The sequence below is a fragment of the Sphingomonas natans genome (genome assembly GCF_030546695.1).
GTDB lineage: Bacteria > Pseudomonadota > Alphaproteobacteria > Sphingomonadales > Sphingomonadaceae > Sphingomonas_I > Sphingomonas_I natans.
On sequence record NZ_JAUOTP010000002.1, the window covers coordinates 113,031 to 139,120 of the forward strand.

Below are 26,090 nucleotides of genomic sequence, written 5' to 3' on the forward strand. Positions count from 1 at the left end.
ATCGCCCACTTTACAATCCGATAGCCCACCGCCATTGCGCCCTGATATCTATATGGGGGGCTTCATGAAGATTGGACGGATGATCGCGGCGAGCGTAGCTGCGCTGACGATGGGTGCTTCACAGGTCGATGCGACCACCTACGTCAAATACACGCTGACGGGGGATGCATATTTGGTTCTCAATCAGGGTCCCGATCCAAGCGCCACGGCGAAAATCTACAACGTTGAATTTAACTATTATACGAACTCAGATGTTGGTCCCTCTTCTTTCCTGCTTTACGATAGTTCCAGCAGCCAATATGTCTCGACAAGCCTTACTGAAAGTTCGTTTTCAGTTTCGGCAACCAGTTCTGCTGGCAGCACGACTGTTTTAGCGAGCGCGAGCGGCGGCCAACCTTCGGTGGATAATCTGCCGTTTTATGACACTTTGATAAGCGGCACGCTTTCTCAAAGCAGCCATACCGGCAACCCCGCCTTTACGCTCCGGACGATTTCGACCGCGTTCTCTGCAACATCATTCACTGGTCTTAGCGCGCCGTCAGTCAGCACGGTTATTTCCGCAGCAAGCGTTCCCGAACCGGCAACATGGGCAATGTTCATAGGTGGCTTCGGTATGATCGGTGCAGGGATGCGTCGCCGCAAGGTCAGCGCCAGCTTCGCCTAACGCGATAGTATCTTTGCAAAGGCCATGGGTCGGGGCGGAAGGGTAGCGATCACTTCCGTCCCGTCTTTTGAACGATCAAGATACCGCGCAGACCGCCTTACGGCGGAGCAAGTGAAGCCAACTTCGATTGGCGCTGACACATTGGTCGCCACGCACGATAGATCGCTAGAATGCCCTATGAGAGCCGCAAGTCAAATTGCGCGGTGGTTGCGGGCAGAAGCTCGTTCCGCGGCCCTACGGGCCTTAAAACGGCTCTGATGCCATATTTTGCGCGCTCGAAAGGATCGGGCTAAAATCTACGCCATCGAACCGCACGTTTGCCATCATTTCTGAAAGGCGTTTAATCGTGCCCTGCCGAACGCTTCCGTAACCGGCGGTAACGCTAATTTGGTTATGGCCTAGGACAGTATGGTCGCCAGTTGCGGGTCGCGATCCGCCAGCCAACGCTCAACCACCGAAGCGCGCCAAGCGATCCGATTGACGCTTAGCCTCAACGGCGGCGGGAAGGCGCCCACTCGGCGCATCCTATGGAGAGTAGCCCGCGAGAGGTTCAGCGCGCGGCACACTTGTGCTTGCGATAGCATAAAGTCGTTCATAATCAATCCCGCCATCAAGTCATTCGGCCCTGAGTGGCCGGCGGGGTGACCATTTATAGACGGGATCGCGCCGTGGCAACCGTTACTCTTGCGGTTATGGCACCTCTACTTTCGAGATTACTTCCCATCTTGCATTGTATGTTTGGTACCGGACTCCGATGGCTCCCTGGGAGCTAGCTTTGCGATATGTGTCGACCAAATTTGCAAAGCTTCCCGCTTCTGTTCTGCGTACTCGTAGCGATCGTAGACGCCGGCCACACCGGCTTTGGAAGCGCCGGATACGTGATTCAGCAGCGCCTCTAATAAGTCGGTTGTAAGAACGTGATTCAAGCGCTGGCGATGGCCGATCGCGCGCAGTCCCGTTCGAAAGCTGCGGCGTAGATCGTGAGCTGACCAACGCTCCAAGGCGTAGCCGTCCGCAGCAGCGATATGTCGCGTCCTAAGCCAAAGCACCTCCTGCGCTTTTGAAACGCTATTGAAGCACCTGCGCGGTTCGAGAGAACTCGGGAAAACCCAAGGCGATTTCGCTGCCGACTTCGCGACTTTGAGCCGGTAAATGACGCTCTCGGGCAACGTCAGCAGGAAGGGCCGATGATTTTTTGTTCGCTCGCTCGGGATCAGCCAAGTCCGCTCATCCAGATCGAATTCCGACCACACAGCCTCTCTTGCTTCGGAAATACGGACTCCCGTATCCAACACGAGCCTCGTTATCGAGGTATAGGTGCGAACGTAAGACTTGGCGCCTGCGAGGCTATCGATCGCTTGCAGAAAATAGGCTAGCTCCCTGTCGTCCAAAACTCGCTCTCGGGTGGCCTGCGTATGGAGCCTAGGAAGGTATTCGGCAGGGCTAACTTTCAGGCCCGTCACAGCTCGAAGCTCCCGCGCGGCTCGCTTGAACATCGTTTTCGTCAAGCTTAGCAGTCGATTGCTTACGGCGGGTGCGCGGCCGAACACGTCCTCCACGATGGCCGCCAGATCGTCATGCTCGATATCGAATATGCAAGTCGAGCCAAGCGACGCCCTTAGATGGCTGTCGTAAAGGCGACGGGTCTCGCGCTTATCGCGAAGGCGTTCGACGTAGCGTGGGTCGTAATACGTATCCCAGAACCAGTTCAGAGTTTTTGTCTGGCGCTCTTCCAGAAGATCACGCTGCCGCGTCTCTTCGACTGCCTTGGCCTGGCGGTCGTCATCTAGATCGACCCCACGTTCCCGAGCCTGACGATGACCAATTGCCCATTCCCTCGCCTCGGCCAAAGAATGTGCTGGATAGCTTCCGAAGGTTTTTTTGACAGGTCGCTTCGTGACGGCGTGACGACCGCGATAGGCCCACGATTTCTTGCCGTTAGGCTGCACGATTAGCAGCAGGCCAGGGCACCCCGGATCGCCAATCTCCCGGCGTGCATCTGCCGCTTTTTCACTGTCCACCGAACGCGCGGTGAACGCCCTTGCCGCTGCCATCAAACCCTCGAATCAGAGCACAGTTTCGCGTCTCAGGGTAATCAATGGGGTAACAGACGCACAAGACAGCCTGCGGCCGGCCAAGACCGAATGCAACAGCTTAGACCCACGATCTTATTGTGATTATTAGATTTAATATGTGATTTCCTGTCTCATCCCGTGTCGGCCGGTGCCAGCTAACGAGACTTAGGAAACCGTTGCTCTGTCCTGCTGAGCTACCGGGGCCAGGCCACGCACACGCCGATCGCGGCGGAGCGGGCGGCGTCGCCTTAGCCGGTCCTGCCGATCGAGGACAAGCCGCGAGGGCTCGGCATCGAGTCCTCGGGCTATTGCACCTGCCCCGGCGGCACGACCGGGAAGGGCAGATGCGAGACAGCCACGCCATCCTCGGCCAGCGCCTTCGCCTCGGCGGGCGTCGCCTCGCCGTGGATGACGCGCTCGGGCGCGTCGCCGTCGTGAATCGCGCGCGCTTCCTCGGCGAAGCGCTTGCCGACATGCTCGCTGCCCTCCAGCGCCTTGGCCTGCGCCTGCGCGAGCGCACTCAGCATCGCCTTCATTTGCGCGGGCGCAGGCATGCCGCCCTGCACCGGCACCGTCGGCGCAGCCGGGCGGGTCGGCACGGGCAGTTGATTGCCCTTCGGCGCCACATTGGGCGCCATCACCGCTTTCGCCACCTCGCCCGATCCGCACAGGGGGCAGGAGACGAGCCCGCGTGCGCGCTGGCCTTCGTAATCCTCGGTCGAGCCGAACCACGCCTCGAACACATGCGCACGATCGCACTGGAGATCGAACACGATCATGCCGCGACCTCGACCGGCCCGATCGGGCGGCGATGCGCGAGCGCGGGCACGCGGCCGCGCACGTCGGCGACCCGGCCAAGATCGAGATCGACGAAGCCGAGGCCGGGCGCGTCGCCCATGTCGAGCAGCACCTCGCCCCACGGATCGATCGCAAGCGAATGGCCGAAGGTATCGCGCCCGTCTTCATGACGCCCCGTCTGCGCCGCGGCGACGACGAACGCGCCCGCCTCGATCGCGCGCGCGCGCAGCAGCACATGCCAGTGGGCGAGGCCGGTCGGCACGGTGAAGGCGGCGGGCACCGACAGGATCGTTGCGCCCGCATCGCTGAGCGCGCGATACAGATCGGGGAAACGCAGGTCGTAGCAGACCGACAGGCCCAGCCGCCCCCACCGCGTCTCGACCGCCACCGCCTGCGTGCCCGGCGCATAGGCATCGGATTCGCGCCAGCGCTCGCCGCTCGCCAGATCGACATCGAACAGGTGGATCTTGTCGTAGCGCGCGCGGATCGCGCCCGCATCGTCGATCACGAAGCCGCGATTGACGAAGCGCCCGTCCGCGCCGCCGGTGAGCGCGAGCGACCCCAGATGCACCCAGATGCCCGCCTTGGCCGCGGCCTCGCGCATCGCCGCCAAGGCGAGGTCGGTCTCCTCATCCCGGATCGAGGCACGCCCGCGCGTCCGGTCGCGATCGACGAGCCCGCTCATCTCGGGCGTGAACAGCATGTCCGCGCCGCCGGCGGCAGCCTCGGCCACGGCGTCGGCCAGCACGGCGGCATTGCGCGCCGGATCGATCCCGGTCGTCGTCTGGAGGATCGCCGCGCGCATCAGAGCCCGAGCAGGGGGTCGAGCTTGCCCGCGCGATTGAGCGCCGCCAGATCGTCCGATCCGCCGACATGGGTATCGCCGATGAAGATCTGCGGCACGGTCGTCCCGCCATTGGATCGGCCGAGCATCTCGGTGCGCTTGGGACCTCCCATCGAGATATCATGTTCCTCGAAATCGACGCCCTTGGACGTCAGGAGATGCTTGGCCCGGACGCAATAGGGGCAGAACATCTTCGTGTAGATCTCGACCTTGGGCATGCACACTCCTCTTGGCCTCCCGACCTATGTGCCGGGCGCCGATTGTCAACGGATCGCCCCTTCATCGGCTCCGTCCGCGCTCTTCACGACGCGCGCCCAGCAGGCGACCGCGACATGGGACGCCCCCGCCCGGCGCAGCGCCCGCGCACAGCCGGCGACGGTGGCGCCGGTCGTATAGACATCGTCGACGAGGATCACCCGCGCACCCTTGATCCTGGCTTTCGCCCCAGGCGCGATCGCGAAGGCGCCGGAGACGGCGCGCCGTCGCGCCGCCGGCCCCAGCCCGCGCAGCAGAGGCGTGCGCTTCGTCCGGCGCAACAGGTCGATCGCGACGGTCCCGCCCACCTGCCCGGCCAGCGCGCGGGCGATCAACGCCGACTGGTTGTAGCCGCGCATCCACAGCCGCCCGCGATGCAGCGGCACGGGCACGATCAACGTCTCGGGCGCCTGCGGGCCGATCGATCGCGCCGTCAGCCGCGCCATCGTCTGCGCGATTCCCGCCCGCCCGCCATGTTTGAGCTTCAGCGCCAAAGCGCGCGCGATCGGCCCGTAGGCGACGCCCGCGCGCAGCGAATCGAAGGGCGGCGGATCGGCGAGGCACGCGCCGCAGCGTGCATCCGCGTGCAGGGCCAGTTCCAGCGGCTCGGCGCAGACCGCGCAGGCAGGCCCGCCGAGGAAATCCAGCGCCTGCCAGCAGGCCAGGCAGAAGCCGTGATCGCCGCCGACGATGATCCCGCAGCCCGGGCAACGCGGCGGCAGCGCATAATCGACGATCCGGCGCAGGCCGGCGCGGACGATGGGCAAGGGCGCGAGGCTCGCCATCCGCCCCTTGTGCCGCACGCCCCCTCGCGCGCACAAGCGCGCCCGTGACCACCCCGCCCGACATCTTCGATCGCGATCTGCGCCGCCTGCGCCGCGACCGCGCCGCCCCCGGTTTCGCGAATCATGCCTTCCTGCGCGAGGCGATGGTCGAAGGCCTGCTCGACCGGCTCGATCTCGTGACCCGCCCGCTCACCGACGCGCTCGACCTCGGCTGTGCCGATGGCACATTGACGCAGGCGCTGCGCGCGCGCGGGCTGACCGTCACGCCCGCCGACGCCGGCCAGCGCTTCGCGGCCGCCGCAGGCGGCATCCAGTGCGACGAGGATCGCCTGCCCTTCGCGCCCGCCAGCTTCGATCTGATCGTCTCGGCGGGCGTGCTGGATACGGTCAGCGATCTGCCGGGCGCGCTCGTCCAGTGCCGCCGCGCGCTCCGGCCCGACGGGCTGTTCCTCGCCGCCTTCCTCGGCGCAGGCACGCTGGGCACCCTGCGCGATGTCGTCCGCGCCGCCGATGCGGTGTCCGAAGGCGGGATGCCGCAGCGTTTCCACCCGCAAATCGAGGTGCCGGCCGCGGGCGACCTGCTCGTCCGGGCCGGCTTCGCGCTCCCCGTCGCCGATAGCGAGGCGATCGACGTCCGCTACGGATCGCCGCTGAAGCTGATGGCCGATCTGCGCGGGATGGCGGCGGGCAACCAGCTTGCCGGCCAGGCGCCCCCCTGGCTCGGCCGCGCGCGCCTCGCCGAGATCGCCCGCCTGTTCGCCGAGCGCGCCGATCCCGACGGGCGGACGCGCGAGCGTTTCACGATGCTGTTCATGACCGGCTGGGCACCCGGCCCGAACCAGCCGCAGCCCGCCAAGCGCGGATCAGCGACGACGAGCCTCGCCGCCGCGCTCAAGCCACGCTCAGAGTAAGGCTTCGAGCAACCCGATGAGCGGCCGGTCCGCGGGCGGCATCGCCAGCCCGTGAAGCTCCAGCGGGCGCACCCAGCGCAATTCCTCGCCGTGCAGCGCCTGCGGCAGCCCGCGCCACTTCCGGCAGACGTAAAGCAGCAGGATCAGGTGCCGCTCGCCCAGCGCTTCGCTCGCGAAGGCCGCGGGCGCGAGACAACTGCCCCACGTCTCGATCCCCAGTTCCTCGGCCAGCTCGCGGATCAGCGCCGCCTCGGGCGTCTCTCCGGCCTCGACCTTGCCGCCCGGAAATTCCCACAGGCCCGCCATCGGCTTGCCCGCCGGGCGCCGCTGGACGAGCACGCGCCCGTCACCATCGACCAGCGCGGCCGCGACGACCAGCAACCGGCCGTCCGAAGGGCTTTCTTTACCCGAAACCATTACCGCGGACCGTGAACTGGCGAAATGCGGGCGACGAACATGCGACACCTCCTGACGAAGCTGTGCCGCGACGCACGGGGCGCGACCGCGATCGAATATGGCCTGATCGTCTCGTTGGTCGTCATTGCGATCGTCGCCGGCATTTCCAGCGTCGGCGGGGCGACCGGAAATCTGTGGGGCAACATGGCCAACAAGGTCTCCGCGGTCACGCCCAACACATAAACTTTTCGCTAACCACTTCTTTTCCAGCGTTAAATCTTCGGAAACCCTCTCGCCTTATACACAACCTCGCTGTCCCGACGGATCGGGGGACTGGTGGGGTCAGGCGCACATCGATTCGGTAATTGCTTGCGAGGAGTAGAGTATATGTTGAAGATCCGTAACTTCCTGAAGAACTCCAAGGGCGCGACCGCGATCGAATACGGTCTCATCGCCGCTCTGATCGCCGTCGCCGCCATCGGCGCGATGTCGACGCTCGGCACGAAGCTGAAGAACACGTTCTCGAACGTGTCGAACAACATGAACGCGCAGTAAGACACTCGCACGTTCGACAAAGGGGCCGGCGCGGGAAACCGCGTCGGCCTTTTTCGTTTGCCCGACCGCCCGGCCGCCCCTGACCCCGGTCAGGCGTCAGCGTCCGTCGTCAGCCGATTGCAAGAAACTTCGCGCGCCGCGCTTCGAGCAGCGCGGCAGGTGACAGCTCGCCGAGCATCGCCAGTTCCTCGCCGATCGCCGCGCCCAGCGCCGCGATCGCCGCCGGCTTGTCGCGATGCGCGCCGCCGATCGGCTCGGGCACGATCCGATCGACCACGCCCAGTTTCTCCAGATCCTGCGCAGTGATCTTCATCGCCTCGGCCGCGTCCGCCGCGCGATCCGACGTCCGCCACAGGATCGACGAGGCGCCCTCGGGCGAGATCACCGAATAGATGGCGTGTTCGAACATCAGCACGCGATTCGCGCCCGCCAGCGCCACCGCGCCGCCCGATCCGCCCTCGCCGACGACCGCCGCGACGATCGGGACGCGCAGCTCCAGGCATTGCTCGGTCGATCGCGCGATCGCCTCGGCCTGGCCGCGCTCCTCGGCCTGCACGCCCGGAAAGGCGCCCGCCGTATCGACGAGCGTCACGACCGGCAGCCCGAATCGCTCGGCCAGCTTCATCAGCCGGATCGCCTTGCGATAGCCCTCGGGCTTGGCCATCCCGAAATTGTGGCGGATGCGGCTCGCCGTATCGTCGCCCTTTTCGTGGCCGATCAGCATGACGCGCGTGCCGCCGATGCGCGCGAGCCCGCCGAGGATCGCCTGATCGTCGCCGAACGCGCGATCGCCCGCGAGCACCATGAAGTCGCTCGCGATGCCTGCGACATAATCGCGGAAGTGCGGCCGCTCCTGGTGGCGCGCGACCTGCGTCTTCTGCCACGGCGTGAGCTTCGCGTAGAGATCGCGCAGCACCTTGTCGGATTGCTGCTGGAGCTTGTTGACCTCCGCATCGATCTTCAGCGTCGAATTGGCGTCCGCGGTTTCGCGCAGTTCGTCGATGCGCGCGCGGAGTTCCGCCACCGGTTTCTCGAAGTCGAGGAATGCCACCATAAGCGCGGGCGGTTAAGAGCCGCGAGCGCGGGCGTCAATGTCGCGGCGCATCAGCCCAGCCGCCCCTTGTCCGCCAAAGGGTGCCGCGCATTGACGAGTTCGACCAGCCGGCGGCTGTCGACATGCGTGTAGATCTGCGTCGTCGCGATATCGGCATGGCCCAGCATCGTCTGCAGCGCGCGCAGGTCGGCGCCGCCCTCCAGCAGATGGGTCGCAAAGGCATGGCGCAGGACGTGCGGGCTGATCCGATCGGGCGCGATCCCCGCCTCGCCCGCCAGTTCGCGCACGAGTTGGTAGAGGCGAACCCGGCTCAGATGCGTCTTGCCCGACGGGAACAGCCACGCGCCGCCCGGCGGCAGCGTCGCCGCATAGGCCGAGACCGCCGCGCGCGCGCGATTCGACAGCGGCACGAGCCGCTCGCGCCCGCCCTTGCCCTTCAGGATTAGGAAGGGCTGGTCGGCGCGCACCGCATTGCGCGGCAGTGATACCAATTCGGTCGCGCGCATCCCCGATCCGTAGAGCAGCTCGAACAGGGCCGAGAGGCGCAGCGAGGCGGGGCTGCGCGCCTCCACAAGCCGTTCCTCGATCGCCGCGAACAGTTTGGCGACATCCTCATGCCCCAGGATCTTGGGCAAGGGCCGCGACGCGCCGGGGCGCGGCAGCGCGGCGGAGGGATCGTCGGTGCGCAGCCCTTCCTCGGCGAGGAAGCCGAAGAAGCGCCGCAATGCCGATGCCTTGCGCGCCACCGTCGTGCGCGCCAGCTCCATCCAGGAGGCGGCGAGCGTTTCCAGCGCCCCGGCATCCGCCTCGCCGAGCCGCCCGGCGAGATGTGCCGACGCACCCTCCAGATCGGTGCGATAGGCGATCAGCGTGTTCCGCGCTGCGCCCGCCTCGGCAGCAAGCATCTCCAGGAAGCGATCGATCAGCTGCCGATCGCCCGCCTCCGTCATGACAGGCGGGTCATGGCCTCGGCGGCGATCATCCGCGCCTCGCCTTCCAGTCCCACCGCGCGCAGCGCGCCGATCATCCGGAAGAAATCGGCGGGCGCGACCCCACTCCACGTCGGCGTCTGCAGCCCGGTCGCGACGAGCATCGCGACCGTGCCCGGCTGGTTGGCGGTCACCGCCCGGTCCAGCGCGCGGCCATAGCCGCTCTGCCCGCCGAGCGGCGTCCCCAGATCTTGCGCGATCTTCGCGGCATCGGCCGACGGCAGCCGACCGAGCGCGGCCAGCGCCGCCACCAACATCGCCGCATGATGCCGGCCGTCGTCGCCGGCCGCCTTGGCGATCGCACGGACGCGCTTGGCATCGATCGTGAGGCCGGGGCGCGGTGCGCCGACCGCGATCATCGCCCAGCTGCGATCCGCCGCATCGCCGCTCGCGCCGCCGATCAGCTCCGCCCAGCGATTCGCCTGCAGATCGAGCCCGGCCGAGAACATCGATCCGAGCAATCGGACATAATCCTCCTCGCGATCGGCCGAGGGCGCGATCCCCGCCGCGGCGCGCGCCGTCACGAGCAACGAGGCGTAACGCTCGCGCTCGCTCGGCTCGGCATCGCCGACGCCCTTGTCCCACAAAGCATGCATCGCGCCGAGCCGCGCGGCATCGTCGTCGCCGCGATAGGCGGCGCGCAGCCGCCCGGCGGGGCTTTCGGTATCCACGTCGCCCGCCTCGTCCATGACCCGGCTGTAAAGATCGACAAGCTCGCTGCTCGAGACCGAGCCCAGCACCGCCGCCGCGCGCGCGGGCGCGATCCGGTCGGCCGCGGCCAGCATCGGCGCACGCGCCAGCCAGCCCTGGAACCAGGCGGGCGCCGCCTCCAGCAGGGCCTGGGGGATCACGACGTTCAGCGCCGTCGCCAGTCCGAAGCGCCAGTCGGTCAGCGCATCCACCGCGGTCCAGTCGACCGTCACCGAGCGCCGTCCGCCGCCGCCTGCGGTCACGATCCGCTCGGCCAGCGCATGATCGATCGGATCGCCAGGCGGCGCGCGTCCGATCGAGGCGTTGGCGGTCGCGATATCGCCCGAGAGCGACGCGCACATCGCGCGCACCATCGGCCAGATCGGCTGGCCGCCGATCGTCTCCGCGCCGTCCGGCAGCGGGCACAGCCCGGCCGGATCGCTCGTCGCGAGCGCCGTCTGGACCGCGACGCGGCGCAGGCGCGGGCTGAAATTCTCGACGTCCACGCTCTGGACGAGGCTGCGCGCGGCATCCGCTTCGCCGAGGCGCAGCAGCAAGGCGGCGCGATCCGCGACCCAGTCGGCCTGGCCTTCGCCCGCGGGTGCCGGCGTCGGCGCGATCAGCATCCGGCGCAGCATGATCTCGGCCCAGCGCGAGGCGATCGGCGTCTGCACGAGCCGCATCAGCGTCGCAAGATAGCGCCCGTCGACCTCGCCGAAGGCTTGCGCGCCATAGCCCGAGTCGAGCCCGACCCGATCGAATGCGCGGCGCGCGGCCGGCGGCAGTTCCTCCGGCGGCGGCAACGGCTCCGCCTCGGTCACATTCTCCGGGCCATCGAGTGACAGTTCGAGCCCCGGAGCAGACGCGGCGTCGGGCAGGAGAGGCGTCGGCGTCGCTGTCGCCGGCGCGCCGGGCGCTGGCGCGGCCGCACCCGGTTGTGTGGCAGGCGCCGGCGGCGAGCTGTTGAAGCCGGGGGGCAGCAGCGATTCGGGCGATTGCTGCCCGATCGCGGGTGCGATCAGCGCGCCGCCCGCGAGAAGCGCGGCGACGAGCGTGAGGCCCGCCTTACTTGGCGGCTTCATTGCTGAGCGGCCGTTCCACGCGCACCTGCGGCACTTCGCGATCGAGCGAGGCAAGCGCGAACAGCGCCACCACCAGGATGACGACCAGCACGATCAGGATCAACAGCGGACGCGGCATCTCATCTCCCATCCGCGGCGCATGAGGCGTCGCGGCAAACTTCGGATCGCCCGCGGCGCGAAGCCCCGTGGCGAGGGGCTTTTGCCCGACGCGGGGCGCCTGTGTATAGCCCCCGCGCCATGTCCTCCGCCCCCGCAGCCCACCGCCATGCGGCAGACCGTTCGGTCGTGCTCGTCGGATTGATGGGGGTCGGCAAGTCGACGATCGGCAAGCGGCTCGGCGCGCGGCTCGGTTTGCCCTTCGCCGATTCCGATCACGAGATTGAAAGCGCCGCGGGCCTCTCGATCGCGGAGATTTTCGAGCGCTATGGCGAGGCGCAGTTCCGTGACGGCGAGCGCCGCGTCATCGCGCGCCTGATCGAGGGGCGCCCGAAGGTGATCGCGACCGGCGGCGGCGCCTTCATGCACGAGGCGACGCGTGCGCTGATCCTCGAACGCGCGACCGCCGTGTGGCTTGATGCCGATCTCGATGTGCTCGCCGATCGCGTGCGCCGCCGTCCGGGCTCGCGCCCCTTGCTCAAGAATCGCGATCCGCGCGAGGCGCTCGCCGATCTCGCCGCGCTGCGCAATCCGTTCTACGCGCTCGCCCAAGTCCATATCAAAAGCGAACCGCTGCCCCATTCGGCGGCGGTCGAATCGATCGTAAGGGCATTGCACGAATGAAGGACGTCATCGTCGGGCTCGGCGAGCGGAGCTACCCGATCCGCATCGAGGCCGGGCTCCTCGCGCAGGCGGGCGATCATCTCGGCCGTTTCGCGCGCGGCGGGCGGCTCGTCGTCGTCACCGACGAGAATGTCGCCGCCAGCCAGCTTCCCGCGCTCACCGCCGGCCTTCGCGGCATCGCGCTGGAGACGATCGTCCTGCCCGCGGGTGAGAGTACCAAGAGCTGGGCGATGCTGGAGAGCCTCACCGATCGCCTGATCGATCTCGGCGTCGAGCGATCGGACCGGATCCTCGCGTTCGGCGGCGGCGTCATCGGCGATCTCGTCGGCTTCGCCGCGAGCATCCTCAAGCGCGGCTGCGGCTTCGTCCAGATCCCGACCACCCTGCTCGCGCAGGTCGACAGCTCGGTCGGCGGCAAGACTGCGATCAACAGCGCGGCGGGCAAGAATCTCGTCGGCTCGTTCCACCAGCCCGATCTCGTGCTGATCGATCCCGACGTGCTCGCGACGCTCCCGCCGCGCGAGTTGCGCGCCGGCTATGCCGAAGTCGTCAAATATGGCCTGATCGACGATCTCGCTTTCTTCGATTGGTGCGAGGCGCATGGCGACGACGTTCTGTCCGGCGACGCCGAGGCGACCGTCGAGGCGATCGCGCACAGCGTCTCGGCCAAGGCGCGCATCGTCGGCGAGGACGAGCGCGAGACGAGCGGGCGCCGCGCGCTCCTCAATCTCGGCCACACGTTCGGCCACGCGTTGGAGGCCGAGACCGGCTTCTCGGACGTGCTGCTTCACGGCGAGGCGGTCGCCTGCGGCAGCGCGCTCGCCTTCCGCTTCTCTGCGGCGCAGGGCCTGTGCAGCCAGGAGGACGCCGCGCGCGTCGGCTTCCACCTCGCCCGCTCGGGCCTCCCCGCGACGCTGGCCGAGGCGCATGTCGATGCGAGCGGCGAGGCGCTCGTGGCGCACATGGCGCACGACAAGAAGATGGAAGGCGGCAAGCTCCCCTTCCTGCTCGCGCGCGGCATCGGCGAGACCTTCTTGGCGAAGGACGTGGATCTGGCCGAAGTGGCGCGCTTCCTCGACGGCGAGCGCTGAGCCGATCCGCCGGACTCAGCCCTCGGCGAGCACCTTCGGGGCGGCGCGCGCGACGAGCAGGAGCAGTCCGGCAAGGATCAGGAAGGCCAGCGACAGGCTCGTCCATTGCGCGACGAAGCCGATCGCGGCCGGGCCGGTGAGAACGCCGGCAAAGCCGATCGATCCCGCGGCGGTGAGCGCCAGATTGCGCGGCATGATCGTCTGGCGGCCGACGACGCTGTAGAGCAGCGGCACGACATTCGCGCAGCCCGCGCCGACCAGCGCGAAGCCTGCCACTGCTAGCGTCCAATGCACCGGCAGGATCGCGATCAGAAAGCCGACCGTCCCGAGCAGCGGCCCCAGCGACAGCATGACTCTGTCGCCGAAGCGCCGGACGAGCCCGTCGCCGGTCAGCCGGCCGACCGTCATCGTCGTCGCGAAGGCGACGTAGCCGAGGCCGGCGCGCGCCGGATCGAGGTGGAAATGCCCGGTCAGCAGGATGGCGCTCCAGTCGAGCACCGATCCCTCGACCATGAAGACGACGAAGCAGAGCAGGCCGATCACCAGCACCACGCCGCGCGGCCGCGCATAAGCCGGCCCGGCGGCGCTGCGCTCGTCGGTAATCCACGGCGCGGAGACGAAGAGCGCGATCACGATCGCCAGCGCCACGACCGATATGGCGAGCACCGGCGGCACGCCCGATCCCATCAATATGCTCATCGTGCCCGCGCCCAGCACGCAGCCGATGCTGTAGAAGCCGTGGAATCCGGACATCAGCCGGCGATCCAGCGCGCGCTCGGTCGCGATCCCGTGAAGGTTGCGCGCCGCGCTGATCAGGCCGAGCCCCGCGCCGAGCACGAACAGCGCCAGCGCCAGCGTCGGCGCGGACGGGGCCAAAGCGAGGCAGGGCAGGATGGCGACGACGATGCCGCCCGCGATCGTGAAGAGCCGGCGGCAGCCGAAGCGGCCGAGCAGCCCGCCCGCAAACGGCATCGTCGACATCGATCCCAGCCCCATCGCCAGCAAGGTGAGCCCCAGCGCGCCGGCGCTCAGACCGATCTTGCTCTGGACATGCGGGATCAACGGCGCCCAGGCCGAGATCGCATAGCCCGGCACCATGAACGCCAGGCGGGTCGCCGGGATCAAGCTCAGCCGCAAGCGTTCAGCCATCCGCCTCGACCGCATCGGCCACCATCCGCACCGGGCGGAACCCAGCGCGCTTCTTCCAGGTCAGCAGCCCCGCGCGGCCATGCTCCAGCGCGCCGTACAGCAGCAATCTCGCCCCCTGCGCCGCGGCCAGCTCGCCTGCAATCAGCCACTGGACGATTGCGCGGTGGAGCAGCAGCATCACGCCCTTCTCCAGATGATCGCGATGCCCCATGATCTCGGTATAATGGACGATATCGCCCATCCGCCACATCTTGACGAAGGCGACGAGCCGCTCGCCGACCTCCACCTCGCCCTGGCGATACCCGGGCTCGGGCAGGAACACGCCCCACCATATGATCCAGTGGACCGGGCAGGCGGGCCAGCCGAAATCGTGGCGCTGCGTGGCGGGAGTCGCGATCTTTTCGGGCTTGAGCAGCCAGTAATCGAGCACCGGCCCCGCCGATCGCATCGGCATCGAGGTGCGGATCGCGTGGATGTCGAAGACGTGGCTCTGGACGAGGAACGGCCGCACCACATAGCCTTCGCGCTCGGCCTTGCGGATCTTGGGCAGGGTCCGCGTCGATCGCGCCTTCAGCGCCGCGTCGAACGCCGCCGCATCGGGGTAGCGCGCCAGATCGATCACCATCGGCATCAGCCGCAGCGGATCGTCCCGCCCGGCGCGCCGCGCGACATAGCGCTCGACGAGGCGCGGCACCTTGCTCTTCACGACCGGGCACGGCGCCTCGCAATCGGCCTCGCGCCGCCAGTCGATCGCGACCTCGGGCACGGGCCCGTCGAAACCGAGTGCCGCCAGCCGCCGCCGGCGCAGAGCGAGCGCGAGCAGGGGTTCGACGAACCATTGATACGGGCGAAACCGCATCAGCGCCGCAGCGCCAGAAGCAGCCAGCCGACGATCATCGCGAGCCCGCCGAGCGGAGTCACCGCGCCCAGCCAGTGCGGCGCGCCCAGCGCCATCGCGTAGAGCGTCCCCGCGAAGATCGCGCTACCGCCCAGCAGCAGCCACGCGCCGATCCCGACAAGACCTGCCAAAGCGAGCGCCAGCACGGCCACTGCATGCACCATCTGATAGGTCGCACCCGTCTTGAGCCACTCGGCCGGTGCGCCCGATGCACCATGCGCGCCATAAGCGCCCGCCGCGACCGCGATCGCGCCCGACAGCGCCGCGAGCCGCCGGAGCAGCGAGGCGCTCACGGCTCGCGCGGCTCCATCACGTCGCTCGGCCGGAAGGTCAGCGCGCGCGCCTCCTCGGCATAGAGGCCCTTCTCCAACTGGATGCGCAGCCGCGCCTTGTCCTTGGTGCGATAGGCCTTCTCGATCTCGGCGACCTTCTTCTCGTCGACGCCGAGCGCGGTCAGCGCTCTGCGCCCCATCACGACCGCCGATTCGAACACCTCGCGGACCACTTCGGCCGTATCGAGCCCCTTATATTCGATCAGCGCGCGCCGATCATAAGCGCGCACGAAGATCGCAGCCTGGCGGAAGGTCTTGAGCGCGAGCTGCAATTCTTCGCGGCTCAACTGATCCTGGTCCATCGCGAAGACGATCGCGCGCGCATCGCCAGCGCCCGCCTGCTTCAGCAGATCGAGCCGCGTGCCGTCGCCATAATAGACCTTCAGGTTGAAGCGCGCGGCGACGTCGATCTGCTCGGCGTCCGAATCGATCGTCGTGACCTTGAAGCCGGCGGCGATCAGCATCTGCGCGACGGTCTGCCCGAAGCGCCCGTAGCCGACGACGATCGCGCTCGATTCGCCCGCGCTGTCGGGCGTCGCGAGATCGTCGCGCGCGGGGCCGGCGGCGGGCTCGTAGAAGCGCCGCGCGATCATCATCAGGAACGGCGTCGTCGCCATCGACAGCGTCACGACCGCGCCGAGCAGGCTCGCCGCCTCGGGCGCGACGAGCAGCGCCGCCTGCGCCTGCCCGAACAGCACGAAGCCGAATTCGCCGCCCTGGCTCAGCAGCAGCCCGAGCGCGAAGGCTTGCCGCACCGGCAGGCCGAACAGGCGGCCGATGCCGAAGATCAGGCTGGATTTGACGATCACCACCGCCGCCGCCAGCCCGATCACGAACAAAGGCCGCTCGGCGATAGCGTGCAGATCCAGCATCATGCCGACCGCGACGAAGAACAGGCCGAGCAGGATCGTCCGGAACGGATCGACATCCGCCTCCAACTCGTGGCGATACGGGCTGTCGGCCAGCATCACGCCCGCGACAAACGCACCGAGCGCGGTGGAAAGCCCGAAATAGCCCATCACCCCGGCCGCGGCGAGCACCGTGAACAGCCCGGCGGCGACGAACAGTTCGCGCTCGCCCAACCGCCCGATCAGCCGGAACAGGGGATTGAGCGCATAGCGGCCGACGACGACGAGCCCGACCACCGCCACGGCCGTATAGACGGCGAGCAGCCAGCCCGGCGGCGCGTTCGGATCGGCTGGCGCGCGGCTCAGCGCGGCGATGATCGTGATCAACGGCACGATCGACAGATCCTGGAACAGCAGGATCGAGAAAGCGCGCTCGCCCATCGGCGTGTTGAGCCGTCCGGCCGATTGCAGCATCGGCAGCACCTGCGCGGTCGACGACAGAGCCAGCGGCAGGCCCAGAGCGATCGCCGCCGCGGTCGTGAAGCCGGTGAAATAGAAGACCGCCGCCGACAGGGCGACGCCGCAGATCACGACCTGCACGAAACCGAAGCCGAAGATGTCGCGCCGCAGCCGCCACAGCCGCGTCAGGTTCAGCTCGAGGCCGACGACGAACAGCAGGAGCGTGATGCCCAGCTCGGCGACGCCGATCTTGCCCTCGGCATCGCCGACGAGGTGCAATCCGTGCGGGCCGATGAGGATGCCGGCGATGAGATAACCCAAAGTCGCGCCGAGCCCGAGCCGGCGGAACAGCAACACCATCGCCAGCGCCGCGCCGAGCATGACGATACCGTCGCGGATCGCTTCCTCGCTCATGCCGCCTCCGCCCGCCGCGCCTGCGCCACCGCCTCGGTCACCGCTTCGAAGGCCAGCCGGATCGAGGCGTGGCGCGCGCTGTGCGGGCGCGCCGGTGCGAAGATGTCGAGCCCGGGCCAGTCGCCCGGATCGTCGCGCTCGCCGGCCAGGAACGCGGCCAGCGCATCGCGCGCCGCGACGAGTTCGTCCTCGCTCCGCCCGATCACGTGCGCGCCCATCAGCGAGGCGGAAGCCTGCCCCAGCGCACAGGCGCGCACGAGCTGGCCGATCCGCTCGACCCGCCCCTGCGCGTCCAGCACCACGTCCACCGTCACCCGGCTGCCGCAGATCGGCGAGCGCCGCTCGGAGGTTGCCTGCGCATCGGCAAGCCGCTCGTGATGCGGGATGCTCGCCGCCAGCCGCAGGATCGCGGCGTTGTAGAGCGTCGCCGACATATCAGACCTTGCCGTCCGCTTGCGCGTTTGCGGGGCGATAATCCTCTTTCTTCAGGTCGCCGCGGCGCAGATGGACGAAATCGATGATCGCCCGCCCGCTGGCCGACAGCAGAGGATAGGTGCGCGAGGTCTTGAGCCAGTCCGGCCGCGCCGCATCCTTGCCCGCCCACACATCGAAGACGAGGTTCAGGGCGAGATAGGCGACCGTCGCGATCAGCAACCCCTTCAAGGCGCCGAAGCCGACGCCGAGCAGCCGATCGATCGGCCCGAGGATCGAGCTGCGCGTGCGCCGCCCCAGCGTATCGGCGATCATCCGTCCCGCGAACCAGACGATCCCGAAGATAGCGACGAACGCCACCACCGCCGCACCGCCGCGCGATCCGATCAGGGGGCCCAGCAGGCCGGTCACGGGCGTGTGCAGCATCTTCAGCGCGAAGATCGCCGCCGCCCAGGCGAACAGCGACAGCACCTCGCTGACGAATCCGCGCAAACCGCCGAGAACAGCGCCGCCGACGAGGAGGAGAAGAACGAGGATATCGAGCGTGGTCATGTCCCCCGCTCCTAACGCGGGGGCGGCGGGATGGCGAGTGCGCTGCGGCGGATGAGTTACCCCATCCGCTGCAATCAGCTCTGGAACAGGGCCAGCGGCCCGCGTCCCCCCGTGCTGAACGTCGCCCAGTTCGGGAAGACATAGGGCAGATCGGCATCCGCCACGCCATGCCAGCGCGCGATCGAGCCGATATATTCTTCTTGGCTGATGGTCGGGATGAAGCGGCCGTCATTGGCAATATCGTCGACGCCGCCCATCACCTGCGACGGATAGGTCCCGATCACCTGCTTGGGCTTCAGCGCCCCGCCCATCACGAGATGATTGTTGCCCCACGCATGATCGCTGCCGCCCTGGGCATTGCCCTTGTAGACGCGCCCGAAGTCACTGAGCGTGAAGCAGATCACATTCTCGTTGAGGCCGAGCGCCTTCATCGCCTTGTTGAAGCCCAGCATCGCGTTGGCGAGATCGGTGAACAGATTGTTTTGCGTTGCGATCTGGTTGGCGTGCGTGTCGTAGCCGCCCTGGCTGGCGAAGAAGGTCTGGCGGCTGTGGCCGAGCGTGCTGCGCGCCTCGATCATCCGCGCGACGCGGATCAGCTGGCGGGCGATGTCGCTGGTCAGCGCCGCGCCCGTCGTCGGATTGACGAAATACTGGTCCACTCCGCTCGTGGCCGACAGGATCGTATTGGCCTGCACGACCTGCGCATAAGCCGAGCTGAGCCCGGTCGCCGTCGTCTGCGTCACCGCGCCCTGGCCCGCGCCGTCGGCGAAGGCGGAGACCGCGCCGTTGCGCGCGAACAGCACCGGATCGGCCGAGTTACCCGAGACCGCGCTCTGCGTGACGACGCCGGTCGAGGGCAAGACGAGCGGCGTGCTCGATTTGCCGAGCAAGGCGAGTTGGCTGCCGCTGAACGACATCAGCGCGGGGATGCTCGACGCGCCGGCCCGATCGCTCAATCGCCCCATGAAGCCGTCGACGTTGATGTCGCGCGCGCGAATCCCCTGCCAATGCGCCTGCTCGTCCGAATGGCTCATCAGATTGACCGGCCGCAAGGTCGGGCTCGCCTGATATTGCGCCTTCGTCAGCGGCTGGAAGAGCGTGCCCGCATTGAGCACCACGTTCAGCCCGCCCTCGTCCCACACCGCCTTCAGCGGCGCGAGCGCGGGGTGCAGCCCATAAGTGCTGCCCGCCAGCGTCGTGAGATTGGCCTGCGGCAGGACGAGGTTCGCGACGCGTGTCGCGGCATAAGCCGCGTAGCGCGTCGTGTCGGTCGGGATCACCATGTTCCAGCCGTCATTGCCGCCGAACAGGAAGATGCCGACCATCGCCTTGTAGCCCGCGACGGGTGCCGCGATCGCCGCCGAGCGGCCGAGCTGGAGAAAGGCTGCGGTCGCGCCGGCGCCCGCCAGCAGCTTGCCGAAATCGCGTCGCGAGAGATCCATGTTCATCAGCGGTCGACCTGGAAGAGGGGGCTGGAGAGGACCGCGAACAGCATCGCCTGCGCGCGCTTGCGGGCCTGGAGAGACGGCGTCGCATCGGTGATCGCCTCGGCTGCGGCCTTCAGCGCGGCCTTCTGCGCGGCGCTCATCGTCCGGTTCATCAGCAGCAGATCGATCCGGTCGATCATCCCCGCCGTATCCGTCCCGAACGCCTCCCATGCCGACCAGTCGATCGTCGTGCCCGTCCCGCCCGACACCGCCGTATTGGCGGCGAACTCGTTGCGCGTGCCCGCCGCACCGATCGTCCAGTCATAAGCGAGGTTGCTGCGCAGGACCGAGAAGCCGGTCGTGAGGAGCTTCGACGCCGGGCTGACCAGGGTCGAACTGCCCGGCAGCGGGAAATCGGGCGGATAGAAGTTGAAGACGGACGGCGACTGGAACACCGGCTGGCCAAGATTGCCGTCGCGCGTCGAGAAGACATAGCCGTCGCTCGTCATGCCGACGATGCGCGCCCCCGACGTCATCAGCAGGATCGGCTCCTTGACCTTGCCATAATTGTCGCCGGTCGGCGCGGCGCCGCGCGCCTCGCTGTCGGTCAGGATCGCGCGGATCACCGCCTTCATGTCGCCGCGCACGTTGCTGCCGTTATTGGCGAAGACGGCAGCGACGCGCCCGACATAACCCGGCGTCGGATTGGCGGTGACGAGGTGACGGATCAGGAAGCGCGAGATGTTCGGCGCGGTCGATGCGTTGTTGAACGCGGCATCCACGGCGGCCGCCAGGCTATCCTGCTGCGAGGCGCCGGCGGGCACCGTCACGCCGAGGAACGTCTTGGCGGCGGTATCGTAGCGCGCCGCGACCTGGATCATCGGCTTGGTATAATCACGCGAATTGCCATCGGTGATCGGCGCGCCGTTCAGGCGAGCATAGGTCCAGCCGGTCAGCGCGCGCGCGACGCCCTTGATATCGTCGGGGGTATAGGTGGCGACGGTCGCGCCGGTCGCGTCCTTCACCGGCGTCCCGTCCATGTTGAGCTGGTCGGGGCCGACCGAGAAGAGCTGCAGCATCTCGCGCGCATAATTTTCGGACGGGGCGGACTTGTTGCTGTCCGCCATGTCGAGATAGTCGCCCATATAGCCGCTAAGCGTGACGTTCATGAGCAGATCGCGGTAATTGCCGAAGGACCCATCCAGCAGGATCTGCTGATAGGCGGCCGCGCCCGCAGTGTTGTTCACCTCGAGCGTCGAGGCGACGAGCAGCTGCGAAAGCGCGAAGGCGACGCGCTGGCGCAGCTGATCGGGCTGGCCGAGCGCATTCGCATAGAAGCGCATCGCCACCTGCTCGCGATTGAAATTGCGACGGACGCAGGTCGCATCCGTGCCGCAGCTGCCGATCACCATCGGCGTCGAAGCGAGATCGGCGTAAGAGCTGCCGGTCGCGGCGAACTGCTCGTCGATCCAGCCGGAAATGCCCGAGGCGATGATCCTGTCGACCACCGCCTGCGTCGCACCGAACGTCGCCTGCTTGGCGAGACGATCGGCATCGGCCTCCTTCTTGACCTTTTCGGCCGCCGCTGCGGCCGCAGCCGCTTCGGCGGCGCTGTTGTCGACGGCCGCGGTCGTCGTCGTGCCGCCCCCGCCGCCGCCGCCACCGCCGCACGATGTCAGAAAGGCGCAGGCCAGCACCATGGCGCCGGCAAGACCGACGCGCTTACGCTTCACCATCACTAAGCTCACCCCGCCTGCCCCGTTCCCCGCGAACGCGGGCAGCCACAATAGATCATAGTTAACGCCCTCCAGTCCGACAAGTCCGCCGGACCCAAAGCCAGCAGCCGGAAAGATGAAGGAAGGTCGTGAAAGAAGCGTTAACTCTCCGTTACGCCCCCGTCCCGATCCTTTACTTCGTTATGATCGCGTAACGTATTTATGTTGGAGATTTTATCGCCGGCGCCTGGGTCGGCGACCGGCCCTTCCAGCGCCCGACCACCTCGACGAAGGGCCTTCCATCCTCGGTCTTGCGGCGTTCGATCAGGCTCGTCAGCCGCTGGCTCGTGCCGCCGATCCGCGCTTCTGCGACCGACCAGAAGAAGGTCGCGGTGAAGCCGCAGCCGGGCGGAATCGCCGCCTGCTCCAGCGCGAAATCGTCGCGCGTCAATCGGCCGGTCCGTGTCCGCCGCGCGACCAGCCCCCGCGCCGCGACCGGATTGTCGACCAGCAAGGCCAGCAAGGGCTCGGACACGGCGTTCAGGTTGATGCTCGTCCGGATCGGCAGCACCGTGGCGAAGGCGGCCAATTTGGCGATCTCCGCCGGAGTCAGCCCGGCGGCGCTGAGTTCGGCGAGATCCGCGATCGGTCCGGTGACGATCAGATAGGTGGCGATCCGCTGCGCCGTGCCGGGTGTCAGATCGAGCGCGCCCGCCATCGTCGCGAGCCGTCCCTTGGTGATCGTATCGTCCTTGGCGAGCGGGTTGAGATCGAGCTTGCCCGTCGCATCGGTCACGATCATCGCGAAGCGACCGCCTTCGATCGCCGCGCCCTTCTCGTCGATATTGGCCCAGGGCTCGGTCGCATCGTCGCTGTCGGGCGCTTGCACCATGTCGCGGCGGAGCGCGGCGACCGCGGAGAGTTCGCCGCCGCGCGCGATCTGCACGGCCTGCGCCGCCTCGGCCATCCGCGTCGCGCGCTGCAGCCCGGCATCGTCTCCCGCCACCATGATCGCCAGCACCGCCGCCGCGAGCCCGACGAGGAGCAGCACGTTGACGAGCACCATCCCCTGCTCGTTTTCCGACCTCGCTTCAGGACAAGCGGTACTGCGGCGAAGGCCGGAGTGCTGGACAGCTGGCCGCGCCGTCGACTTTGCAGGGCTCCGGCCTTCGCCGGAGGAAGGTGAGAGCGGTCCTCTCATGGCATCGCCGGCAGCAGGATAACGCGTCGCACACTCCCGCCCGGCGTGCCGTCGCGCGGCGCGAGCCGCAGCGAGAGTTCCACCGCATCCGGCCGCCCCGCCTCGCGCGGCCGCGTCGGCACCGCCTGCCATCCGTCCGGCCGATGGAAGCGCCAAACCGCGCTCTCGACTCCCGAGATCAGCGCCCGCGGCTCCAGTCCGCGCGAGCGCATCAGCGTGTCGCCGAGCATCGCATAGCCGACCAGAGCCTGCCCGCCGCTCGCATTGCGCCGGAGGCCCACCGACGTTCCCATCAGGAACGGCCCGTCGCTGATCGCCCCGAAATCGGCGCTCACCAGATACAGCGCCCGATCCAGCTGCGCGATCCGGTCGAGCCTCTTGTCGGTCTTCTGCTGCACCGACAGCACCGTCTCGACCAGCGCGAAGGCGGCGAGGCTGATCAGCGCGAAGAGCGCGAGCGCAACGATCATCTCGACGAGGCTGAAACCGCCCTCGCCCGAAGCTCCGCCTGAATCTTCGTTCGTGCTGAGCTTGTCGAAGCACCGTCTTCTTCTACCCGGTAGAAGAAGGCAGGACGGCCCTTCGACGAGCTCAGGGCGAACGGGGGTCATGAGCAGCACCCATGCCTTCAGACCGCGCCCGGCGCGGCGAGCAGGTAGCGCCCCTTGGTCACCGCGAGGATCGCCATCGCCCGCGCCGCCGTCCCGTCCGCACGGAAGCGCACCGCGCCGCACACGCCCTCGAACACGCGCCCCGCCAGCAAGGCCGAGCGATCCATCGCCCCCGCGCGCCGCAGGCTCTGCGCGATCGTCACCGCATCGAAGACGAGCCCTGCTATCACGCCCGGCGCTACGCCATTCTGCTGCTCGAACCCTTCCGAGAAGGTCCGGAAGCCCGACGGATCGGGCGCGGACAGCCACGCGCCCTCGATCTGCGCGAGCGCGGCCGGCGCCGCATCCAGCCCGGCAAAGGCGCCGAGCAATTGCACGCCGCTGTCGCCCACCGCAGCCGCCGCCGTCACCAGATCGCCGCTCGCCAGCAGCGCATCGGGCGCGCTGGCCCCACGCAGGAACCCGCCCAGCGCCGCGCCCGTCGGCGCCATCGCCAGATCCATTCCCTCGCGCTGCGCCGCCGCCGTCGCTGCCGCCGCGACCTGCACGCCCCACGCATCCGTCCCCGGCAGCAAAGCCACGCGCCTGATCCCGCGCGAGCGCGCATAACGGAGCAAGGGCGCCACCGCCTGATCCGCCGTCACCCCGAGCAGAAACGCGCCGCTCTCGCGCAAGGCCAGATCGTTGCTGAACGCCAGTACCGGCACGCCGCCCGCGACCGTCACCACCGGCGCCACCTCGGCCGAGGCGAGCGGCCCGAGGATTAGCCGCGCGCCGCGTTTCAGCGCCGCCTGCGCCGCCGCCGCCGCGCCGGACGGCGTGCCGCCGGTATCGAGGATCATCAGCGCTTTCGTATCCTTGCCTTGCGCAAGCCCGCCCGCGCGCGCCATGCTGCGTCCCAACGCAGCGTTCGCGCCGGTCAGCGGCACGAGCAAGGCGGCCGGCGGCAGCGCTTTCGGTGCCGCGTCCGCGCCAAACAGGGACGGAACGCAGGATGCAACAAGGGCTGACGGCAGAGATAGCAGCAGCCGACGCCGATCCGGCCGCACGTCAGTTCGCTCCCTTGGCACGGGTCAAACACGCCTGGCCGTGGCTCGCGATCGGCCTCGCCGCATATCTGCTCGCGCTCATCGTCACCTTCCCCGCCCGCTTCGTGCTCGGCGCCGATCCGCGCTGGATCGTCACCGGCACCGTCTGGACCGGCGAAGCCGTGGTCGACGGCGCATATCGTGTCCAGTGGCGCTGGGCGCCGTGGCGCTCGCTCGCGAGCCTGGCGTTCGCCGCCGACGTGCGGATGACGGGCAACGCCACCGATCTCGCCGGCTCGGCAATGGTCTCGCCGGGCGGCACCCTGCTGGAAGGCTTTGCGGGGAGCGGCGACGGCGGGCTGCTCGCGGCGTTCGGCCCGGCCCTGCCCTTCGCCTGCGATAGTCCGCTCCAGATCAACCTGAAGCGCCTGCGCATTGCCGGCCCCCGCTCCGAAGCGATCGGCGACATCCGCAGCGCGGCGGGCAGCTGCACCCCGCTCGGCGGCGGACAGCCCAACCCCGTCCCCGCGCTCGCGACCCGGCTTTTGCCTCTGCCCGACGGCACGACCCGGATCGAGACCGCCCCGATCGGCCGCGAGCGCGACCATTTCTTCGAGGGCCAGATTGCCGGAGGCAGGCTCCACCTGACCCCGACACCGGCGGGCATCGCCGCCCTGCCCTTTATCCGGGGTCTGGTGATCGACGAAAGCATGTAAGCACCGCGGTACTCCGGCGAAGGCCGGAGCGCTGTATCACGAGCGATCCGCTTACCATCCAACGCTCCGGCCTTCGCCGGAGCACCGAGCGACCGGCCGCTCACGCCGCCACCAGATTGTTGAGGTTCACGATCGGCAGCAGGATCGCGAGCACCATCATCAGCACCACCCCGCCCATCAGCAGCAACACCGCGGGCTCGACCAGCCCGACCACCACCGTGATCAGCGCGTCCAGCTCGCGATCGAGCTCCCCCGCCGCGCGGCTGAGCGCCGGCCCGAGCCGCCCGCTCGCCTCGCCGCTGGCGACGATCGCGATCAGCATCGCCGGAAACACGCCCGCCTGTGCCATCGCCTGAGAGAGGCTCCCGCCCTCGCGCACCTTCGCCGCCACGCTCAAAGCCTGCGCGCGGACATAGCTGTTCGAGGTGGTCGCCGCCGCCGCGCCCAGCGCCTCGACCAGCGGCACCGCGCTTTGCACCAGTTGGCCGAGCGTGGCCGCGAAGCGCGCCGCGGCAAACTGGCGGACGAGCCGCGCCGTCGGCCGCCGCGTCGCGACTTCGCGATCGAAGGCGAGCCGGTTGGCGGGCACTCGCAGCCACCTCTGCCCGCCGATCACCGCAACGACGAGCAGGACCGCGACGATCCAGCCGAAACTGCGGATGAAATGGCTGAGGCCGATCAGCGCGCGCGTCAGGAAGGGCAGGTCCGCCCCGCGCGATTCGAACACGCGGACGATGTCGGGCACGACATAGACCATCAGCAGCACCATCATCGACAGCGAGACGGTCGCGAGCAAAGCCGGATACAGCAACGCCATCTGCACCTTGGACTGCGCCCGGTGCCGGCTCTCGACGAAGTCGGCAAGATGCCCGAGCACCTCGCCGAGCATGCCGCTCTGCTCGCCCGCCGCGATCGACGCGCGATAATAATCGGGAAAGGCCTGCGGCTGCTCGCTCATCGCCGAGGAGAGGCTCCGCCCGTCGAGGATGCTCCCGCGCATCTCCAGCAGCACCGATCGCATCCGCGTCGTCTCGGCCTGGTCCGCGACGAGCCGCAGCGCCTCCTCCACGCTGATGTCGCTGCCGATCAACGTAGCCATCTGGCGCGTCGCGGTCGAAAGCTGCCGCGCCGACACGCGCGGCCGGAACCAGCTTATCCCGCCCGCCGCCTGCCGCACCGCGTCGGCCCGCGCACCGGTCGCCTCGACCGAGACGGGCAACAGCGCCCGCTCGCGCAATTGCCGCCGCGCGCCCGCCGCGCTTGTCGCCTCGATCACGCCTTTCTGCGACTTCCCCGCCGCATCGACCGCTCTGTACGCAAAAGCGGCCATCAGAAGCGC

The 26,090-nt window shown here is 68.3% G+C and carries 30 protein-coding genes; 7 read left to right on the forward strand and 23 right to left on the reverse strand.

Annotated features, from left to right (window positions below):
• The first annotated feature begins 64 nt into the window (after window positions 1-64).
• Complete coding sequence (locus tag Q4F19_RS04205) at window positions 65-664, forward strand: PEPxxWA-CTERM sorting domain-containing protein (RefSeq protein ID WP_303540147.1); 600 nt, start codon at window positions 65-67, stop codon at window positions 662-664.
• Between the two features lie 398 nt (window positions 665-1,062).
• On the opposite strand, the gene Q4F19_RS04210 is transcribed toward Q4F19_RS04205, so the two are convergent.
• The 6 genes from Q4F19_RS04210 to Q4F19_RS04235 form a co-directional block, all read right to left on the reverse strand.
• Entirely contained in the window at window positions 1,063-1,275 is a 213-nt protein-coding gene (locus tag Q4F19_RS04210; protein ID WP_341850156.1) for a helix-turn-helix transcriptional regulator, read from the reverse strand.
• Window positions 1,276-1,377: 102 nt separating this feature from the next.
• Window positions 1,378-2,718 carry a tyrosine-type recombinase/integrase gene (locus Q4F19_RS04215; RefSeq protein WP_303540149.1) on the reverse strand — a complete coding sequence of 447 codons (1,341 nt, stop codon included), beginning with the start codon at window positions 2,716-2,718 and terminating at the stop codon, window positions 1,378-1,380.
• A 326-nt stretch (window positions 2,719-3,044) separates the two neighbouring features.
• Entirely contained in the window at window positions 3,045-3,518 is a 474-nt protein-coding gene (locus Q4F19_RS04220; RefSeq protein WP_303540151.1) for a DUF1178 family protein, read from the reverse strand.
• Window positions 3,515-4,342 (reverse strand): carbon-nitrogen hydrolase family protein, encoded by an 828-nt coding sequence (locus Q4F19_RS04225; RefSeq protein ID WP_303540153.1) that lies wholly within the window; start codon window positions 4,340-4,342, stop codon window positions 3,515-3,517. The genes Q4F19_RS04220 and Q4F19_RS04225 overlap by 4 nt, the downstream gene beginning before the upstream one ends.
• The gene (grxC, locus tag Q4F19_RS04230) at window positions 4,342-4,599 is read right to left on the reverse strand and encodes a glutaredoxin 3 (protein ID WP_303540154.1); all 258 of its coding nucleotides are present in this window, start codon (window positions 4,597-4,599) and stop codon (window positions 4,342-4,344) included. Before grxC ends, Q4F19_RS04225 begins: the two co-directional genes overlap by 1 nt.
• Before the next feature lie 45 nt (window positions 4,600-4,644).
• Entirely contained in the window at window positions 4,645-5,421 is a 777-nt protein-coding gene (locus Q4F19_RS04235; protein WP_303540155.1) for a ComF family protein, read from the reverse strand.
• Window positions 5,422-5,465: 44 nt separating this feature from the next.
• Here Q4F19_RS04235 and Q4F19_RS04240 point away from each other — a divergent pair, with 44 nt between their 5' ends.
• Window positions 5,466-6,332: a methyltransferase domain-containing protein gene (locus tag Q4F19_RS04240; RefSeq protein ID WP_303540157.1), complete on the forward strand. Its 867-nt coding sequence runs from the start codon at window positions 5,466-5,468 to the stop codon at window positions 6,330-6,332.
• Here the strand turns inward: Q4F19_RS04240 and Q4F19_RS04245 are convergent.
• Window positions 6,324-6,749 (reverse strand): (deoxy)nucleoside triphosphate pyrophosphohydrolase, encoded by a 426-nt coding sequence (locus Q4F19_RS04245; protein ID WP_303540159.1) that lies wholly within the window; start codon window positions 6,747-6,749, stop codon window positions 6,324-6,326. The genes Q4F19_RS04240 and Q4F19_RS04245 overlap by 9 nt on opposite strands.
• A gap of 39 nt (window positions 6,750-6,788) precedes the next feature.
• Here Q4F19_RS04245 and Q4F19_RS04250 point away from each other — a divergent pair, with 39 nt between their 5' ends.
• Window positions 6,789-6,971 (forward strand): Flp family type IVb pilin, encoded by a 183-nt coding sequence (locus Q4F19_RS04250; protein ID WP_303540161.1) that lies wholly within the window; start codon window positions 6,789-6,791, stop codon window positions 6,969-6,971.
• Window positions 6,972-7,115: 144 nt separating this feature from the next.
• Entirely contained in the window at window positions 7,116-7,283 is a 168-nt protein-coding gene (locus Q4F19_RS04255) for a Flp family type IVb pilin (protein ID WP_303540162.1), read from the forward strand.
• 109 nt (window positions 7,284-7,392) lie between these two features.
• Here Q4F19_RS04255 and Q4F19_RS04260 read toward each other — a convergent pair whose 3' ends face one another.
• Genes Q4F19_RS04260 through Q4F19_RS04275 form a run of 4 tightly spaced genes read right to left on the reverse strand, consistent with a single transcriptional unit; the run spans window position 7,393 to window position 11,216 of the window.
• On the reverse strand, window positions 7,393-8,337 hold the full coding sequence (locus Q4F19_RS04260) for an acetyl-CoA carboxylase carboxyltransferase subunit alpha (RefSeq protein WP_303540164.1): 945 nt from the start codon (window positions 8,335-8,337) through the stop codon (window positions 7,393-7,395).
• Window positions 8,338-8,387: 50 nt separating this feature from the next.
• Window positions 8,388-9,287: a tyrosine recombinase gene (locus Q4F19_RS04265; protein WP_303540165.1), complete on the reverse strand. Its 900-nt coding sequence runs from the start codon at window positions 9,285-9,287 to the stop codon at window positions 8,388-8,390.
• Complete coding sequence (locus Q4F19_RS04270) at window positions 9,284-11,098, reverse strand: hypothetical protein (RefSeq protein WP_303540166.1); 1,815 nt, start codon at window positions 11,096-11,098, stop codon at window positions 9,284-9,286. Before Q4F19_RS04270 ends, Q4F19_RS04265 begins: the two co-directional genes overlap by 4 nt.
• Entirely contained in the window at window positions 11,082-11,216 is a 135-nt protein-coding gene (locus tag Q4F19_RS04275; protein ID WP_303540168.1) for a hypothetical protein, read from the reverse strand. Before Q4F19_RS04275 ends, Q4F19_RS04270 begins: the two co-directional genes overlap by 17 nt.
• 119 nt (window positions 11,217-11,335) lie before the next feature.
• On the opposite strand from Q4F19_RS04275, the gene Q4F19_RS04280 reads away from it, so the two are divergent.
• Window positions 11,336-11,878: a shikimate kinase gene (locus Q4F19_RS04280; protein WP_303540170.1), complete on the forward strand. Its 543-nt coding sequence runs from the start codon at window positions 11,336-11,338 to the stop codon at window positions 11,876-11,878.
• Entirely contained in the window at window positions 11,875-12,969 is a 1,095-nt protein-coding gene (aroB, locus tag Q4F19_RS04285; protein WP_303540172.1) for a 3-dehydroquinate synthase, read from the forward strand. The genes Q4F19_RS04280 and aroB overlap by 4 nt, the downstream gene beginning before the upstream one ends.
• Window positions 12,970-12,984: 15 nt before the next feature.
• Here aroB and Q4F19_RS04290 read toward each other — a convergent pair whose 3' ends face one another.
• The 11 genes from Q4F19_RS04290 to Q4F19_RS04340 all read right to left on the reverse strand — a co-directional run bounded on the left by Q4F19_RS04290 (window position 12,985) and on the right by Q4F19_RS04340 (window position 23,942).
• Window positions 12,985-14,118: an MFS transporter gene (locus Q4F19_RS04290; RefSeq protein WP_303540174.1), complete on the reverse strand. Its 1,134-nt coding sequence runs from the start codon at window positions 14,116-14,118 to the stop codon at window positions 12,985-12,987.
• Entirely contained in the window at window positions 14,111-14,977 is an 867-nt protein-coding gene (locus tag Q4F19_RS04295; RefSeq protein ID WP_303540176.1) for a hypothetical protein, read from the reverse strand. Before Q4F19_RS04295 ends, Q4F19_RS04290 begins: the two co-directional genes overlap by 8 nt.
• Complete coding sequence (locus Q4F19_RS04300; protein WP_303540178.1) at window positions 14,977-15,309, reverse strand: DUF423 domain-containing protein; 333 nt, start codon at window positions 15,307-15,309, stop codon at window positions 14,977-14,979. The genes Q4F19_RS04295 and Q4F19_RS04300 overlap by 1 nt, the downstream gene beginning before the upstream one ends.
• A complete protein-coding gene (locus Q4F19_RS04305; protein WP_303540180.1) occupies window positions 15,306-17,069 on the reverse strand; it encodes a monovalent cation:proton antiporter-2 (CPA2) family protein in 1,764 nt (587 codons plus the stop codon). The genes Q4F19_RS04300 and Q4F19_RS04305 overlap by 4 nt, the downstream gene beginning before the upstream one ends.
• Window positions 17,066-17,503 carry an iron-sulfur cluster assembly scaffold protein gene (locus Q4F19_RS04310; protein ID WP_303540182.1) on the reverse strand — a complete coding sequence of 146 codons (438 nt, stop codon included), beginning with the start codon at window positions 17,501-17,503 and terminating at the stop codon, window positions 17,066-17,068. The genes Q4F19_RS04305 and Q4F19_RS04310 overlap by 4 nt, the downstream gene beginning before the upstream one ends.
• A 1-nt stretch (window position 17,504) precedes the next feature.
• A complete protein-coding gene (locus Q4F19_RS04315) occupies window positions 17,505-18,053 on the reverse strand; it encodes a CvpA family protein (protein ID WP_303540184.1) in 549 nt (182 codons plus the stop codon).
• 74 nt (window positions 18,054-18,127) lie between these two features.
• A complete protein-coding gene (locus Q4F19_RS04320; RefSeq protein ID WP_303540186.1) occupies window positions 18,128-19,501 on the reverse strand; it encodes a DUF1501 domain-containing protein in 1,374 nt (457 codons plus the stop codon).
• Window positions 19,501-21,216 carry a DUF1800 domain-containing protein gene (locus tag Q4F19_RS04325; protein ID WP_303540187.1) on the reverse strand — a complete coding sequence of 572 codons (1,716 nt, stop codon included), beginning with the start codon at window positions 21,214-21,216 and terminating at the stop codon, window positions 19,501-19,503. Before Q4F19_RS04325 ends, Q4F19_RS04320 begins: the two co-directional genes overlap by 1 nt.
• A 199-nt stretch (window positions 21,217-21,415) precedes the next feature.
• Entirely contained in the window at window positions 21,416-22,261 is an 846-nt protein-coding gene (locus Q4F19_RS04330) for a type II secretion system protein GspK (RefSeq protein WP_303540189.1), read from the reverse strand.
• Between the two features lie 131 nt (window positions 22,262-22,392).
• Window positions 22,393-23,007 carry a prepilin-type N-terminal cleavage/methylation domain-containing protein gene (locus Q4F19_RS04335; RefSeq protein ID WP_303540191.1) on the reverse strand — a complete coding sequence of 205 codons (615 nt, stop codon included), beginning with the start codon at window positions 23,005-23,007 and terminating at the stop codon, window positions 22,393-22,395.
• A gap of 17 nt (window positions 23,008-23,024) precedes the next feature.
• A complete protein-coding gene (locus tag Q4F19_RS04340) occupies window positions 23,025-23,942 on the reverse strand; it encodes a type 1 periplasmic-binding domain-containing protein (protein WP_431312362.1) in 918 nt (305 codons plus the stop codon).
• A gap of 128 nt (window positions 23,943-24,070) precedes the next feature.
• On the opposite strand from Q4F19_RS04340, the gene Q4F19_RS04345 reads away from it, so the two are divergent.
• The gene (locus Q4F19_RS04345; RefSeq protein ID WP_303540192.1) at window positions 24,071-24,751 is read left to right on the forward strand and encodes a hypothetical protein; all 681 of its coding nucleotides are present in this window, start codon (window positions 24,071-24,073) and stop codon (window positions 24,749-24,751) included.
• Between the two features lie 100 nt (window positions 24,752-24,851).
• Here Q4F19_RS04345 and gspF read toward each other — a convergent pair whose 3' ends face one another.
• Complete coding sequence (gene gspF, locus Q4F19_RS04350; RefSeq protein ID WP_303540193.1) at window positions 24,852-26,081, reverse strand: type II secretion system inner membrane protein GspF; 1,230 nt, start codon at window positions 26,079-26,081, stop codon at window positions 24,852-24,854.
• Between the last annotated feature and the right edge of the window lie 9 nt (window positions 26,082-26,090).